Source organism: Pigmentiphaga soli (assembly GCF_039541095.1).
In the GTDB taxonomy this organism is placed as follows: domain Bacteria; phylum Pseudomonadota; class Gammaproteobacteria; order Burkholderiales; family Burkholderiaceae_B; genus Pigmentiphaga; species Pigmentiphaga soli.
The window spans coordinates 157,791-173,160 of record NZ_BAABFO010000007.1; the positions used below are offsets into that span (position 1 = coordinate 157,791).

The window sequence follows — 15,370 nt, forward strand, 5'->3', positions numbered from 1 at the left end:
CCGCCGGCCACGCTTACATCCCGCACGGAACGGGACAGGCGTCGCGCACCGTCAGATTGCGGTAACGCGCCAGCGCCCACAGCGGGAAGAATTTGCGATAGCCGTGGTAGCGCAGGTAGAACACGCGCGGGAAGCCGGTGGCGGTGAAGCGCGCCTCGTCCCACAGCCCGTCGGCATTCTGCGTGCGCAGCAGGTAATCGACGCCGCGCGCGACGGCCGGTGCATGCTCGGCGCCGGCGGCCATCAGGCCCAGCAGGGCCCAGGCCGTCTGCGACGCGGTGCTGGGAGCGGCCTCGTAGCCGCAGTAGTCGAGCTTGTAGCTCGAGCCGTCCTCGCCCCAGCCGCCGTCCGGGTTCTGGATGGACAGCAGCCACTGCCGCGCGCGCCGCATGGCCGGCGCGTCCACCGGCTCGCCGGCCGCGCGCAGGCTGCACAGGGCCGACCAGGTGCCGTAGATGTAGTTCATGCCCCAGCGCCCGTACCAGCTGCCGTCGGCCTCCTGGCAGGCGAGCAGGTAGTCGCGGGCGCGCCGGGCCGATGCCGCGCGCGCGGGATCGGACGCCAGCTGGCTCAGCATCGACAGGCAGCGCGCCGAGACGTCGGCCGTGGGCGGATCCAGCAGCGCGCCGTGGTCGGCGAAGGGGATGTTGTTCAGGTAGAAGTATTCGTTCTCGGGGTCGAAGGCGCCCCAGCCGCCGTTGCTGCTTTGCAGTCCGACCACCCATTCGCAGGCGCGGCCGATGGCCTCGGCGTAGTCGCCGGGGCGGCCGCGCAGCCGGGCGGCTCGGTCCATCGCCATGGCCACGACCGCGGTATCGTCCACGTCTGGGTAGTGCGGGTTGGCGTACTGGAAGGCCCAGCCGCCGGGGCGCACGCCGGGGCGCCGCCAGGTCCAGTCGCCCCGCACGTCGAGGATCTGCAAGGGCAGCAGCCAGTCGAGCCCGCGGCCGGCCCGCTCGATGGCGCGCGCGTCGCCCGTTTCCAGCAGCGCATGCGCCGCCAGCGCGGTGTCCCAGACGGGCGACAGGCAGGGCTGGCAATAGGCCTCGGTCTGGCCCACGCACAGCAGCTTTTCCACCGAGCGGCGGGCGATGGCGCGCTGCGGGTGCTCGGGCGGATAGCCGAGCGCGTCGTACATCATCACGGCATTGGCCATGGCCGGGAAGATCGCGCCCAGGCCATCCTCGCCATTGAGGCGTTCGCCCACGAAATCGAGCGCGGCCTGGATGGCGCGGCGGCGCGGCTTTCCGGGCATGAAGCGGGCGGTGGCGTGCAGCACGGCATCGATCGCCGAAAAGAACGCGAACCCGGCGCGTTTCTGGTGCGGCGCGCGGCGTGGCGGGACGGTGTGGTCGGGCGGGGCCAGGAACAGTTCGTCGATCGTGACGCCGCGCGGATTGCGGGCGCGCGGCTTCAGGGTCTGCAATACCAGCAGCGGCACGATCACGGTGCGCGCCCAGTACGAGACCTTGGACAGGTGGAAGGGAAACCAGGCCGGCAGCAGCATGATCTCCACCGGCATGGCCGGCGCGGCGCGCCACGGGATGACGCCGTACAGCGCCAGCAGGAAGCGGGTGAAGACGTTGGCGCCGGCGGCCCCGCCGTGCGCCAGGATGGCCGCGCGCGCCCGCGCCATGTGCGGCGCGTCGGGCGCATCGCCTGTCATCTTCAGCGCGAAGTAGGCCTTGATGCTGGCGCTCATGTCGAAGCCGCCGCCGTCGAACAGCGGCCAGCCGCCGTGCGCGCCCTGGATGCGCCGCAGGTAGCGGGCGATCTTGGCTTCCAGGCCGGGATCGGGCGTCTCGCCCAGATAGTGGACCAGCAGCACGTATTCGGCCGGGATGGTGGCGTCGGCCTCGAGTTCGAATACCCAGTGGCCATCGTCGCGCTGCAGCGCGAGCAGGGCGTCGCGGGCCGCCGCGATGCCGCGGTCCAGCCGCGCGGAGGCGCCGGCGGCCGATGCCGCGTGAGCCGCCGGCGGCCCGGATTCGATCCTTTGCGCGCTGCCGGTCATCGGAACAGCCGGTGCCTCAGCAGCAAGAGCGCGAGACCTGCCTTCTGCAGCCGGGACAGCCGGACCGGCGCGCGCGGCGGCGCGAAGCCGCGCCGCACCAGCCTGGCCAGCACCAGGCCGTAGGCGTCGGCCATCACCGCCGGCGCGAGCACCGTGCGGCGCGGGCTTTGCGCGATGATGGCGCGGGCCGCATCGAAGTGCCGGCGCGCCTGCGCCGCCAGCGCAAGACAGGCGGCATCGAGCGCGGCGGCGCGGACGGCCTCGGGGCCCGGCCGTTCGACGCCGGCCGCCCGCAGCAGCTCGCGCGGCAGGTAGACGCGTCCGAGACCGGCGTCTTCATCGATGTCGCGCAGGATGTTGGTCAGCTGAAGCGCCCGGCCCAGGTGGTGCGAAAGGGCCAGGCCGGCGTCGCGCGGCATGCCGAAGACCTTGACGGCCAGCCGGCCCACCGCGCTGGCGACGCGGTCGCAGTAGAGGTCCAGCGTGTCGGCGTCGGGCGCGACGATGGCGGCCTCCACGTCCATTTGCATGCCGTCGATGACGGCCAGGAAGTCGTGCCGCTCCAGCCCGTAGCGGGCGACGGCCGAGGCCAGCCCCGCCAGGCGAGCCGGCGGCTGGGCCGGGGCGTACAGCCGGTCGATATCGCGGCGCCATTGTTCGAGCGCCTGGAGCCGGGCCTGGCGTGGGCCATCGCCGTCGGCAATGTCGTCGACCTGTCTGCAGAACGAGTAGATCTCGAACATTGCGTCGCGCTGGTCGCGCGGCAGAATGCGCATGGCCTTGTAGAAGGAACTGCCGGATGCGACGGCGGCGGGCGCCGCCGCGGCTTCGGCCGGATGCGCTTCCATCGTTTGAACGACGCCCATGGACCCTCGGGTGTATGAAGCTCTTCTCGAAGCCCCCAAAAATAGCATATATCCCGACGCATGCACCGCGTTCCCCTCCAGGATGCGGCGGATCCGGCTCCGCCGGTCCGCCCGCATCGCCCCTTGAGGGGCGCGCGAAGCGCGTAGGGGTGGGCCATCCCTTGCGCGCGTAGGGGTGGGCTTATTCCATCGACCCCATGGCCTGGAACAGCGCGGCCGTGTCGCTCAATCGCGCGCCTGCGCGCGCCAGCGCCTGCACCTGGGCATCCAGGTATTGCTGTTCGCGCGCACGCGCCGCCGAAGGCGGGACGGCCCCCAGCTCTACCCGCCGCCTGGCATCGGCGAAAGCCCGGCCGGCGGCCTCCCTGGCCGTATCGGCGGCGGCCAGCGCATCGGCGTCCTGTTCCAGCCGGGCCAGCGAATCGGCCACGTTGCGGAACGCCGCCAGCACCGTCTGCCGATAGTCGTCCACCGCCGCGTCGTAGTCGGCCAGGGCGGCCCGGCGCTGCGCCCGCAAGGCGCCGCCATGGAACAGCGGCATCGACAGCGACGCGCCCACGGTCCAGATGTCTCCGGCGCCGGACAATGCCCTGGACCAGTCGAACCCGCCCTTGCCCATCGTGGCCGACAGCGACAGACTGGGATACATCTGCGCGGTCGCCACGCCCACGTTGGCCGCGGCTGCCTTCAACGCCGCATCGGCCGCCTGGATGTCCGGACGCGCGGCCAGCAGTTCCGAGGGCACGACCACCGGCAGCTGCGCCGGCGTGGCCAGCTGCGAGATATCGAGATCCTCGGGCGCCTGGTCGGGCGTGCGGCCCAGCAGCACCGCCAGCGCATGCCGGGTCGCCTGCCATTGCGCCCGCAGGCCCGGCAGCGAGGCCGCCAGCGCGGCCGCGCTGCGCCGGGCTTCCAGCGCATCGCCCTGCGCCACGGCGCCCAGCTCGTGGCGGCGCTGGGTCTCGCGCGCATCCTGCGCGGCCAGCGCGACCAGCCGTTCGGTGGCCTCGATCTGCGCGCGCAGCACCGCGGCATCGATGGCGCCGGTGACGATGTTGGCGGCCAGCGCGCGGCGCGCGGCATCCAGCTGGAACACCTGCCGGTCCACGCGCGCGGCCAGCGAGGCATTGGCATAGCGCGCCGCGCCGAACAGGTCGAAGGTGTACTGCGCCTGCAACTGGCCCACGAACAGGTTGTACAGCGCGGTGGGCGAGGGCGTGGTGGGCAGCGCCAGGCGACGCCCGCGGCTGGCTTCCGCGCCCGCGTCGACCGAAGGCAGCAGGTTGCCGCCGATCTGCGCCTTCAACTGTTCCCGCGCGGCCGACAGCCGCCGGTCGGCCGCGGCCAGGTCCGGACTATTGGCCAGGCCCTCGGCCACCAGCGCGTCGAGCGCTGGCGATCCATACGCCTTCCACCACTCCGGCACCGGCCTGGCGCCCACCTCGAAGCGCTGCGCCACCCCACCCGCGGCCGCCGTCTGCGCCGCCAAAGGCTGCGCGCCATAGCGGGCCGGCCGCGGCGCTTCGGGCGGGCTGCCATCGGGCCCCAGCGCGCAGGCGGCCAGCGTCAGCCCAAGTAGCGCAAGCCCCCACGGCCGGACCCGGCGCAGCAGCGGTACGAAATCGATCGTCATCCTGATTCTCCACGGTGCCGCACGCTGCCCGCACGGCCCAAAACAGGCCCCCGTCCCTCCAGGGCACAGCGGATCCGGCTTCGCCGGTCCGCCAGTGCCGCCCCTGGGGGGCGCGCGAAGCGCGCAGGGGGTCATCTCCTTACTTTGAACGATATGGCGTACAGCGCGGGCAGGTAGAACAGCGTCAGCACGGTGGCGCTGGTGATGCCCCCCATCAGCGCGGTGGCCATCGGGCCGAAGAAATTGCTGCGCAGCAGGGGAATCAGCGCCAGCACCGCGGCGGCGGCCGTGAGGGTGATGGGGCGGAAGCGCCGCGTGGTGGCGCCGACGATGGCGTCGAAGCGCGAGTGCCCGGCGGCGATGTCCTGCTCGATCTGGTCGACCAGGATCACCGAGTTGCGCATGATGATGCCGAACATGGCGATCACCCCCAGCATGGCGACGAAGCCGAACGGCTGGCCCAGCAGCAACAGCGCGCCCACCACGCCTATCATGCCCAGCGGCGCGGTCAGCACCACCAGCATGACGCGCGCGAAGCTCTGCAACTGGATCATGAGCAGGGTCAGCACCGCGATCACCATGATGGGCATCTGCGCGTTGATCGACGACTGCCCTTTGGCGTTTTCCTCCACCGGGCCGCCCACCTCGATGCGGTAGCCCACCGGCAGCGTGCCGCGGATGGCGTCGAGCTTGCGATCGATCGCGCCAGTCACGTCGATGCCCTGGGCGCCGCCCAGCACGTCGGCCTGCACGGTAATGGTGGGCTGGCGGTCGCGTTCCCAGATCACGCCGTATTCCAGCTCGGCATGCGCGCGGCCGATGGCGCCCAGCGGCACCGGACCGTTGGGCGTGGGAATGGCGAGCGCTTCCAGGCGGGAAGGGTCGATCCGTTCGCGCTCGGGCGCCCTCAGGTCGATGCCGATCAGCTTGTCGCGCTCCCGGTATTGCGACACGGTGTAGCCCGACAGCGTCATGGCCAGGAAGGCGGAAACGTCGGCCGAGCCGATGCCCAGCTGGCGCGCCTTCTGCTGGTCGACCTCGAAGCGCACCGAGCGTTCGGAAGGTTCGTCCCAGTCGAACTGGACGTTGGTGGTGCGGGCGTCGCCGCGCGTTTCGGCCGCCACGCGTTCGGCGATGCCGCGCACCGTGCCGATGTCGTCGCCGCTCACGCGGAACTGCACCGGAAACCCCACCGGCGGCCCGTTCTCCAGCCGCGACAGGCGCGTGCGCACGGCGGGGAATTGCTCGCCCAGCACCGGGCCCAGCCAGCCGGCCAGCTTCTCGCGGTCTTCGATCGACCTGGCGGTGATGACGAACTGCGCGAAGCTGGGCTGGGGCAATTGCTGGTCCAGCGGCAGGTAGAAGCGCGGCGCGCCGGTGCCCACGAAGCTGACCGTGTGGTCAATCTCGGGCCGGCCTTCCAGCGCCTTTTCCAGGCGCTCGGTTTCGCGCAGCGTGGCCTGGAACGACGCGCCTTCCTGCAGCCGCAGGTCCACCAGCAGCTCGGGCCGGTCGGAACTGGGAAAGAACTGCTGCGGCACCAGCGTGAAGCCGGCCAGCGCCACCACGAACAGGACGATGGTGATGGCCAGCACCGCGAAGCGCTGGTCCACGCACCAGGCCACCCACCGTTGCAGGCGCCGGTATAAGCGGGTGTCGTAGATGTCGTGTTCGTGTTCATGAGCATGGCCGTCGCCGGCCGGGCGCGGCCGCTCCGGCAGCAGCTTGTAGCCCAGCAGCGGGATCAGCACCACGGCCGCGAACCAAGACGAGATCAGCGCGATGGCCGACACCTCGAAAATGGAACGCGTGTATTCGCCGGTGGACGACTTGGCCAGCGCGATGGGCAGGAAGCCGCTCACGGTGACCAGCGTGCCGGTCAGCATCGGAAAGGCGGTGCTGGTGTAGGCGAAGGCGGCGGCGCGCGTGCGGTTCCAGCCCTGCTCCAGCTTCACCGCCATCATCTCGACCGCGATGATGGCGTCGTCCACCAGCAGGCCCAGGGCCAGGATCAGCGTGCCCAGCGACACCTTGTTCAGGCCGATGTCGAACAGGTGCATGCACAGGGCCGTCACCGCCAGCACGATGGGGATCGAGATCACCACCACCATGCCGGTGCGCACCCCCAGCGACACCAGGCTCACCACCAGCACGATGCCCACCGCCTCGGCCACCGCTTCCAGGAAATCGTCCACCGAATGCGCCACGGTGTGCGGCATGCTGGAAACCTGCGTCAGCTTGAGCCCGGCCGGCAACTGGGCGCGCAGTTCGTCGGTCTTGGCGTCCAGCGCTTGGCCCAGCCGGATCACGTCGCCGCCGGGCTGCATGGTGATGCCGATGCCCAGCACCGGCTGTCCGCCCGCCCGCATCTGGGTCGAGGGCGGGTCCTGGTAGCCGCGGTGGATGTCGGCGATGTCGCCCAGCCGGAAGCTGCGGCCGTTGATGGAAACCAGCATGTCGGCCAGCGCCTGGACGCTGGCGAACTGGCCGCTGGGGCGCACGAATATGCGGTCGTTGCCGGTGGTGATGGTGCCGGCGCCGGTCACGGCGTTCTGTTGCTGGATGGCCTGCGCCAGCTGGGGCACCGAAATGTTCAGGCCGGCCAGGCGGGAATTCGGGATGTCCAGGTAGATGCGTTCTTCCTGGTCGCCGAAATAGTCGATCTTGGCCACCCCCGGCACCCGCAGCAGCACGGTGCGCAGCGTGTCGGCGTAGTCGCGCAGCTGGGCGGGCGTGAAGCCATCGCCTTCCAGGGTATAGATGTTGGTGTAGACGTCGCCGAACTCGTCGTTGAAGTAGGGGCCCCGCGCGCCAGCCGGCAGCGTGCCGGCGATGTCGCCCAGCTTCTTGCGGACCTGGTACCACTCCTCGGGCACCTCGCTGGCGGGCGCCGAGTCTTTCATGGTGAAGAACAGCAGCGATTCGCCCGGCCGCGACGAGCTGCGGATGAAATCGATGGCCGGCATCTCCTGCAGTTTGCGGGCCAGGCGATCGGTGATCTGTTCCTGCACCTGGCGCGCGCTGGCGCCCGGCCATTCGGTTTGCACCACCATCACGCGGAAAGTGAAGGGCGGGTCTTCCGATTGCGCCAGGTCGCGGTAGGCGAGAATGCCGAACACGGTGGCCATCGCCACCAGGAAGGTCACCAGCGCGCGATGCCGCAGCGCCCAGGCCGACAGATTGAAGCGGTGCGGTTCTTCGCCCTGCTGCGGGCCGCCGGGCGGCGGCGGGTTGCTGGCGGGGCTCATCGCGCGAAGTCCTCGGGATGCAGGGGGGCGACCACGCGCACCTTCTCGCCGGCCGATACGGTATGCACGCCTTGCCACATCACCCGTTCCCCGGGCTGCAGGCCCGCCGTTACCGTGACGGTGCGCTCGCCGTAGCGGCCGACCTGCACGCGCCGCAATTCGAGCGTGTCGTCGCCCGGCCTGACCACCCATAGCGCAGGGTCCTGGCCATCGTGGAACAGGGCGGTGGACGGCAGCGTGAAGGTGGCGGACGGCGCGCTGTCGGGGGCGGCGAAGGCGACGTCGGCCGTCATGCCCAGCCGCAATTCCGGCGGCGGCGATTCGATGCCGAGCTTGACCCGGTAGGTGCGGCTTTGCGCGTCGGCGGCCGGCGCGATCTCGCGCACACGCGCGGCGAAGCGGCGGCCGGGCAGGGCGCCGGCCGTGATGGTGGCGCGCTGGCCGCGGGCCACCGAAGCCAGCGCGGATTCCGGCACGTCGCTGATGGCGTCCAGCTCGCCGCTCCAGACCAGGTTGTACACGGCCTGGCCGGCGGCCACGTTCTGCCCGGTGTCGGCCTGTTCGGCGGTGATGACCCCGGCATGGTCGGCCGCCAGGGTGGCGTAGTTCACCTGGTCGCCGGCCAGCGCCGCCTGCTGCGCCGCCTGGTCGCGCTGGGCCAGGGCCGCCGCGTAGGCATTGCGCGTCTGTTCCATCTGCGCCGGGGCGATCAGATTCTCCCGCGACTGGGCCTGGTCGCGCTCCAGTTGCTGTCTGGCGTAATCAAATTGGTGCTGGGCTGCGTCGAGTTGGGCGCGGGCGGCGGCCAGGTTCTTGGCGAGGTCTGCCGGATCGAGCCGGGCCAGGATCTGGCCGGGTTTGACGACATCGCCCAGGCGGACCTTGCGTTCGACGATCTTGCCGGCCACGCGGAACGACAATGGCGTGGAATAGCGGGCCGCGATCTGGCCGGGCAGGGACAGGCCGGGCGCCTGGCCGTCGGCCGTGGCGGCCACGGCAACCACGGGCCTGGGCGGCGCGGCGGGCGGCGGCTTCTTGCCGCAGCCCGCCAGCATCAGGGGAAGAATCAGGGCCAGGCCCAGCAAGGGGCGCAGGAGGGCAGCGGAACGGCGGGTCGGGGTCACGGATAGCCTGCCAGGGGATTTGATACACTCCGGAATTCTAGTGCGTTTCTGTATTCAGATACAGAAATGTATTTGAGTGCGTGGCAACAAAGAAACGGGTGGTAGTCGGTCCGGCTCGCGACAACGATACGTTCGAATGCATGGCTGTATCCGGATACAGTCGGGTGGTAACATCGCCCCATGACCCGGATCCGCCTTACCCGCGAGCAAAGCCGCGACCAGACGCGCCAGCGGCTGATGGACGCCGCGCAGTCCATCTTCATCGAACGCGGCGTGGCGGCCGCCAGCGTCGAGGAGATCTCCGAGGCGGCCGGCTATACGCGTGGCGCCTTCTACTCCAATTTCGACAGCAAGCTCGAGCTGTTCCTTGCCCTGCTGCGGCGCGACCACGACCGGATCATGCGCGGCATGGAAGACATTTTCGACGATGCCTCGGCCGCCGACATGGAAGCGCGCGTCCTGCAGTACTACAGCACCATCTACCGCGACAACAAATGCTTTCTGCTGTGGGTCGAGGCGCGCATGCAGGCGGTGCGCGATCCCCAGTTCAAGGAACGCTTTGCCGAGTTCGTGCGCGAGAAGCGGCAGGCCATCATCGACTACATCGACCGTTTCGCGGCCCGGGTCGGCACGCCCTTGCCGCTGCCGCCGAAGCAACTGGCGCTAGGCCTGGTCGCGTTGTGCGACGGCATGCAATTCTTCCACACGCTGGACCCGCAGGACGTTCCGGACGAGGTGGTGCAGTCGGTGCTGGACGGTTTTTTCCGCAAGGTCGCGCTGGACGCCTAGGGCGCGTTCCTGCCGGACGCGCGGCCGAACGCGGCGTCGGCCGCCGCTATCCGCCGGCGTGGATCTTCAGATAGCTCGACCTTCCGCCGTCTGCAGCGACTGTCGTGCCAGTGATCATGCGCGATTCGTCGCTGCCCAGGAAAACCGCGATCGCGGCGACGTCGGCCGGCGTGCCGAAGGCGAAGGGATAGAGTTTTTTCGACAGTTCGCGGGTGGCGGCGGCGGCCGGGTTGGCCCGTTGCCATTCCGGGTTTGCGTAGCGGGCGACATTGCGTTCCGAACTCACGGTGCCCACCGCCAGCACGTTGGCGCGGATGCCATGGTCGGCATATTGCGCCGCCAGCGTCTGCGTGAACGACATCAGCCCGCCCTTGGCCGCCGCGTAGGCCGGCCTGATCGTCCCGACCAGGCCCATGTGGGAGCCGACGTTGATGATCGAGCCGCCGCCCGCCGCGATCAGGTGGGGAATGCCGTGCCGGCAGCAGAGGAAGGGATGGAGCAGGTTGAGGGCGATGGTCCGGTGCCAGACTTCCAGGTCCATTTCATGGACCGGCGCATCGTTCAACGAGGAGCCGCCGGCGCAGTTGAACAGCACGTCGAGCCGGCCGAAGGCCTCCACCGTTTGCGATACGGCGCGCGCGACGTCTGCGTCCCGGGTCACGTCGGCGTGGACGAAGACCGCTTCGCCGCCGGCTTCGCGGATCTCCTTTTCCGCGCTGCTGCCCGCCTCCCGGTTGAGTTCCGCCAGCGCGACTTTCGCGCCTTCGCGCGCGAACGCGAGGGCGGTGGCCCGGGCGATGCCGGCGCCCCCGCCGGTAAGGAATGCCACTTTTCCCGCCATGCGGCCTGTTGCCATGCCTGCCTCCCGTCTTCCGTGTGCGTCGTCAATCGGATAGTACGACGGGCGTGAGCATGACCAGCTTGTAGTCGGGCCGTTCGGCCAGGCTGAAGGTGTGCTGTTCGAAGCAGAGCCTGCCATCGCGCGGGTGGTCGAAGGCGCGCAGGCCGCCCTCGCGATGCTGGACGTCCTGGTCGTCCCAGGTGCGGGCGAACAGCGGGCTTTCCTTCTTGAGCGCCTCGATGAAATTCCTGACGTGGGCGTCGCGGAAGATGTGGCCGTAGTCAGCGCGGAATTCGGCCAGCAGCCTGCGCGCCCGGTCCTGCCACTGCGGGATCAGCGCGCGGGCGGCGGGCTCCAGGAAGATGAAGCGCAGCAGATTGCGCTGATGGTCGCCATCCAGCCAGCCGCAAAACAGGTGGGCGGCGGCGTCGTTCCAGCAGCAGGCGTTCCACAGGCGGTCGAGCCCATAGGCCGGATGCCGGGTGGCGTTCACGGCAGCCACCAGCGACGGCGGTGCGTCGGCGCGGGGCTCGGCCGGCAGTTCGGGGTCGAGGCGGCCGGCCAGTTCGAACAGATAGGCGCGCTCGGCGCGGTTCAATGCCAGCGCCTGTGCGAGGCGGCCGAGGGTTTCGGGCGAGGCCTGCACCGGGCGCCCTTGTTCGAGCCACGCGCACCAGGTCACGCTGATGCCGGCCATGGCCGCCAGTTCTTCCCGCCGCAGGCCGGGCGTGCGGCGGCGGCCCCCGGGCGCGGGAGGGCGGGCGCGCTCGCGGTGCGCGCGGATGAATTCCCCCAGCAGGCGTTTTTGGTCCGTTTCGAGCATGTGGAGAATTATAATAGGATAAGGTTCTGACTTGTAATAGCTTATGGCTCCCGGATAATGCCTTCCACGCAACATGAAAGGAGTCGATGATGCAGAACCCACACCAGAAGGCGGTGGAGGCCCAGTTCGGCCCGCGCGCCAAGGCCTATGTCGAAAGCGCGGTCCACGCGCGGGGCCCGGATCTCGAAGCGCTGGAGGCGCTCGTCGGCCAGCTCAAGCCCGCGCGGGCGCTGGACCTGGGCGCCGGCGGCGGGCACGTTTCCTATTTGATGGCGCGCCATGCCGGGCAGGTAACGGCGGCCGACCTGTCGTCCGAAATGCTGGCGGCGGTGGCGTCCACCGCCAACGAGCGCGGCCTGGCCAATATCGAGACCGCGATGGCGGCGGCCGAGCGGCTGCCGTTCGCCGACGGCAGTTTCGATTTCCTGGCCTGCCGCTATTCCGCCCACCATTGGCTCGATTTCGACGGCGGGCTGCGCGAAGCGCGGCGCGTGCTCAAGCCAGGATGCCGGGCGGTATTCATCGATATCTGTTCGACCGGCCCGGCGCTGTTCGACACCCATCTGCAGGCGGTCGAACTGCTGCGCGATACCTCGCACGTGCGCGACTATACGGCCGCCGAATGGGCCGCCGCGCTGGGCCGCAGCGGTTTCGTTCCCACTGCCAGCCGCACGTGGCGGCTGCGCATGGATTTCCCCGTCTGGATTGCGCGCATGCGCACGCCCGAGGAAAACGTCCGCGCCATCCGGGCCTTGCAGAAGGCGGCCTCGGACGAGACGAAGCGGCATTTCGCGATCGAGGACGACGGCTCTTTCGTGATGGACGTGCTGATGGTCGAGGCTTTGGCGCACTAGCTCATGACCTCTTCAGCAGACAAGTTCGACGCCGGCCGCGCCGGCGAATACGCGGTCCAGAGCCGTATCGCGCTCGCGGGATACGAGGCGTGCCACGAATTGGCCGCCTGTCTCCTGTCCGCATCGCTGGGGCATGGCGGCAGCGCCCGGGTGCTGGTCGTGGGGGCCGGCGGCACGGCGCAGGAAGTGCTGGCCGCCGGCCGCCTGGAACCCGGCTGGCGCTTCACTGCCGTCGATCCGTCGGCGCCGATGCTGGCGAGCGCGCGGGCCGCGGTGGAGGCCGCCGGCCTGTCGGCCCGTACTTCATGGCAGCTGGGCGGCGTCGAGACGCTCGGCGAAGAGCGCTCCTTCGATGCCGCCACGCTGATCGGCGTGCTGCATCATGTGCCGGGGCGCGCGGCCAAGCTCGCGCTGCTCCAGGAGGTCGCCGCGCGATTGAAGCCGGGCGCGCCTTTCATCCTGGCGGGCAACCGGGGCGCCTACGCGGACCGGCCGCTGTTCCTGTCGGCCTGGGCCACGCGCTGGCGCATGGCCGGCACGGCCGAGGAGGAGGTCCAGGCCAAGATCGGCAAGATCCTGCAGGGCGCCGACCCGCCGGCCGATGACGGAGACATTGCCGGCCTGCTGGCCGGCGCCGGGTTCACCGCGCCCGACATGTTTTTTTCGAGCCTGTTCTGGGGCGGCTGGATCGCCCGCCGCATCGGCTAGACCTGCTGCGGAGAGGGCGCGTCGGCCACGACGCCTTCCCCCCGCGGAATCACCCTCCCCCTTCCGAAACAGAACCCGGTTTATCCGGGGGCGGGATTCTTGTATCCAAGAAACTAACAGAATCCTGAATAACTGATGGTGGCCAGATGCGCCGAAATTATTTATTGACTTAAATTTGGAACGAATCTAGTATTTGTTCCAATATTTGTACGAATATATGAATCGGCAGTCCAACGGCACGTCATCCGGGAGATGTTGTGTTAGCTTCGCAGGACCTGAGCGCGATATTCATCTATCTTCTGACAGGGACGCAAGTCACCCTGGAAGTGACGGCCGCTGCGCTGGTATTGGCCGTGCTGTCGGCCTTCATTCTGGCCACGCTGCGCGTTTCGCACAATGCCCCGCTGCGATACCTGGCCGGCTTCGTCGTCGAGGGTTTCCGCGGCACCTCGGCGCTGGTCCAGTTGTTCTGGGCCTATTATGTATTCCCGATGTTCGGTTTCCAGCTGTCGCCATTCTGGGCTGCCACTTTCGTGCTGGGCCTGAACTGCGGCAGTTATTTCTCCGAAATCGTCCGTTCTTCGTTCGACGCCGTGCCGCGCGGCCAGAAAGAGGCCTCGGTCGCGCTGCATCTTTCCCGCTGGTACGTATTCCGGCACGTCACGCTGCCGCAGGCGCTGCCCATTCTCATCCCGGGCTTCGGCAATACCCTCATCACCCTTCTGAAATTCACCTCGCTGGCGTCGCTGGTCACGGTGCAGGAACTGTCGTTCCGGGCCGGGCAGATCAAATCGACCACGGGCAGCACCGCCGGCATCTATCTGGTGACCCTGGCCATTTACTTCCTGCTTTCGGTGGTGCTGGGTTCGGCCGCGCGGCTGTGGGAACGGCACGCCGCGGCGGCCGCCGGGCGCGGCGACGCATCCCGGATCGGGACGCGCGGCAAGTCTCAGATTCCGGATTGGGCGCTGTCGAAATGAATGCTTTTTCCTGGGATTGGGCCTACGCGCTCTCGCTGCTGCCCCGTCTGGCCAGGGGGCTGGAACTGACGGTGCTGGCCACGCTGGCCGGCTCACTGGTGGCCGCCGCGCTGGGTTTCGTCTGGACCATGGTGCGGATCTGGCGGCTGCCCGTGCTCAGCCAGGCCGCCTCCGGCGCCGTCATTTTCCTGCGCGGCACGCCGCTCATCGTGCAGCTGTTTTTCTGGTTCTACGTGCTGCCGCTCGCCGGCCTGAAACTCTCGCCGCTGACGGCGGGCATATTGGCGCTGGGCATCTATTACAGCTCGTATATGTCGGAGATCTACCGCGCCGGGCTGGAGGCCGTGCCGCCGGGCCAATGGGAGGCCTGTCTGGTGCTGAGCCTGCCTTTGCCGCGCGTGTGGCTGGGCGTCATCCTGCCGCAGATCGCCCGCATCGTGACGCCGATGCTGGCCACCTACGTGATCGTGATGTTCAAGGAATCGGCGCTGCTGTCCACGATTACCGTGACCGAAATGTTCTGGCAGGCGATGGACGCCGGCTATGAAAGTTTCCGCTTCGTGGAGCCGATCACGATGGCCGGGATCCTCTACTGGCTGATCAGCTACCCGCTGGCCATTCTGTTCCGATATGTGGAGCGCCGCTTTGCTTAAACTGCTCGATCTCCAGAACGACGCGCGGTCGCAGGCCGCGCCTTCGTCCGAGCCCATCGCCGAGATGCGCGGAATCACCAAATCGTACGGCGCGCGCCGGGTGCTCGACAACGTCGGCCTGCAGCTGCGGCCGGCCGAGCGGGTAGCGTTGATCGGCCCCAGCGGCTCGGGCAAGACCACCATCCTGCGGCTGCTGATCGGCCTCGACCGCCCGGACGCCGGCGATATCGAGATTGCCGGCCGCCCCCTGTGGCCCAAGGGCGGCAAGCGCAAGCCCGGCGACGAGCGGCAAGCGCGCGAAGTGCGGCAGTGCGTAGGCATGGTGTTCCAGCAGTTCAATCTGTTCCCGCACATGACCGCGCTGGAGAACGTCAGGGAGCCGATCCGCCACGTGCTGGGCGAGCCGATCCGCGTGGCCAACGAGCGCGCCGAGGAACTGCTGACCCAGGTCGGCCTGCGCAAGCACCTCGACCAGCGGCCGGCCCAGCTTTCGGGCGGCCAGCAGCAGCGCGTGGCCATCGCGCGGGCGATCGGCCTGCGGCCCCGCATCATGCTGTTCGACGAGATCACCTCGGCGCTCGACCCCGAGGTGGTGGGCGAGGTGCTGCAGGTCGTGCGCAAGCTGACCGACGACCACGACATGGCGATCATGATGGTCACCCACGAGATCAGCTTCGCCGCCGCATTCGCGGACCGGATCCTGATGTTCGATTCCGGATCGATCGTCGAAGACGGCCCGCCCCAGCAGGTTCTGAAGGAACCCGCCCATCAACGGACCCGGCAGTTCCTGCGCGCGATCATCGATCGCGAGGGACGCTGAGGCGCGCGCCTGCCGGG

13 protein-coding genes are annotated in these 15,370 nt (G+C 69.2%); 6 read left to right on the plus strand and 7 right to left on the minus strand.

What is annotated here, in order from left to right; translation table 11 throughout:
* Positions 1–13 precede the first annotated feature (13 nt).
* The 5 genes from shc to ABD927_RS09475 form a co-directional block, all read right to left on the minus strand.
* On the minus strand, positions 14–2,014 hold the full coding sequence (gene shc, locus ABD927_RS09455; protein ID WP_345248659.1) for a squalene--hopene cyclase: 2,001 nt from the start codon (positions 2,012–2,014) through the stop codon (positions 14–16).
* A complete protein-coding gene (gene hpnD / locus ABD927_RS09460) occupies positions 2,011–2,880 on the minus strand; it encodes a presqualene diphosphate synthase HpnD (protein ID WP_345248661.1) in 870 nt (289 codons plus the stop codon). Before hpnD ends, shc begins: the two co-directional genes overlap by 4 nt.
* A gap of 181 nt (positions 2,881–3,061) precedes the next feature.
* The gene (locus ABD927_RS09465) at positions 3,062–4,513 is read right to left on the minus strand and encodes an efflux transporter outer membrane subunit (RefSeq protein WP_345248663.1); all 1,452 of its coding nucleotides are present in this window, start codon (positions 4,511–4,513) and stop codon (positions 3,062–3,064) included.
* Positions 4,514–4,644: 131 nt separating this feature from the next.
* Positions 4,645–7,761 carry an efflux RND transporter permease subunit gene (locus ABD927_RS09470; protein WP_345248665.1) on the minus strand — a complete coding sequence of 1,039 codons (3,117 nt, stop codon included), beginning with the start codon at positions 7,759–7,761 and terminating at the stop codon, positions 4,645–4,647.
* Positions 7,758–8,816, minus strand: coding sequence for an efflux RND transporter periplasmic adaptor subunit (locus tag ABD927_RS09475; protein ID WP_345248787.1), 1,059 nt, complete (start codon positions 8,814–8,816; stop codon positions 7,758–7,760). Before ABD927_RS09475 ends, ABD927_RS09470 begins: the two co-directional genes overlap by 4 nt.
* A gap of 249 nt (positions 8,817–9,065) precedes the next feature.
* Here ABD927_RS09475 and ABD927_RS09480 point away from each other — a divergent pair, with 249 nt between their 5' ends.
* On the plus strand, positions 9,066–9,674 hold the full coding sequence (locus tag ABD927_RS09480; protein ID WP_345248667.1) for a TetR/AcrR family transcriptional regulator: 609 nt from the start codon (positions 9,066–9,068) through the stop codon (positions 9,672–9,674).
* 46 nt (positions 9,675–9,720) lie between these two features.
* On the opposite strand, the gene ABD927_RS09485 is transcribed toward ABD927_RS09480, so the two are convergent.
* Positions 9,721–10,530, minus strand: coding sequence for an SDR family NAD(P)-dependent oxidoreductase (locus tag ABD927_RS09485; RefSeq protein ID WP_345248669.1), 810 nt, complete (start codon positions 10,528–10,530; stop codon positions 9,721–9,723).
* Positions 10,531–10,558: 28 nt separating this feature from the next.
* A complete protein-coding gene (locus tag ABD927_RS09490) occupies positions 10,559–11,338 on the minus strand; it encodes a helix-turn-helix transcriptional regulator (protein WP_345248671.1) in 780 nt (259 codons plus the stop codon).
* An 86-nt stretch (positions 11,339–11,424) separates the two neighbouring features.
* On the opposite strand from ABD927_RS09490, the gene ABD927_RS09495 reads away from it, so the two are divergent.
* The 5 genes from ABD927_RS09495 to ABD927_RS09515 all read left to right on the plus strand — a co-directional run bounded on the left by ABD927_RS09495 (position 11,425) and on the right by ABD927_RS09515 (position 15,353).
* The gene (locus ABD927_RS09495; protein ID WP_425570222.1) at positions 11,425–12,192 is read left to right on the plus strand and encodes a class I SAM-dependent methyltransferase; all 768 of its coding nucleotides are present in this window, start codon (positions 11,425–11,427) and stop codon (positions 12,190–12,192) included.
* A gap of 3 nt (positions 12,193–12,195) precedes the next feature.
* On the plus strand, positions 12,196–12,900 hold the full coding sequence (locus ABD927_RS09500) for an SAM-dependent methyltransferase (protein ID WP_345248673.1): 705 nt from the start codon (positions 12,196–12,198) through the stop codon (positions 12,898–12,900).
* Between the two features lie 257 nt (positions 12,901–13,157).
* Positions 13,158–13,880 (plus strand): ectoine/hydroxyectoine ABC transporter permease subunit EhuC, encoded by a 723-nt coding sequence (gene ehuC, locus ABD927_RS09505; protein ID WP_345248675.1) that lies wholly within the window; start codon positions 13,158–13,160, stop codon positions 13,878–13,880.
* Positions 13,877–14,533, plus strand: coding sequence for an ectoine/hydroxyectoine ABC transporter permease subunit EhuD (gene ehuD / locus ABD927_RS09510; RefSeq protein ID WP_345248677.1), 657 nt, complete (start codon positions 13,877–13,879; stop codon positions 14,531–14,533). The genes ehuC and ehuD overlap by 4 nt, the downstream gene beginning before the upstream one ends.
* Positions 14,526–15,353 (plus strand): amino acid ABC transporter ATP-binding protein, encoded by an 828-nt coding sequence (locus tag ABD927_RS09515; protein WP_345248679.1) that lies wholly within the window; start codon positions 14,526–14,528, stop codon positions 15,351–15,353. The genes ehuD and ABD927_RS09515 overlap by 8 nt, the downstream gene beginning before the upstream one ends.
* The last annotated feature ends 17 nt before the right edge of the window (positions 15,354–15,370 follow it).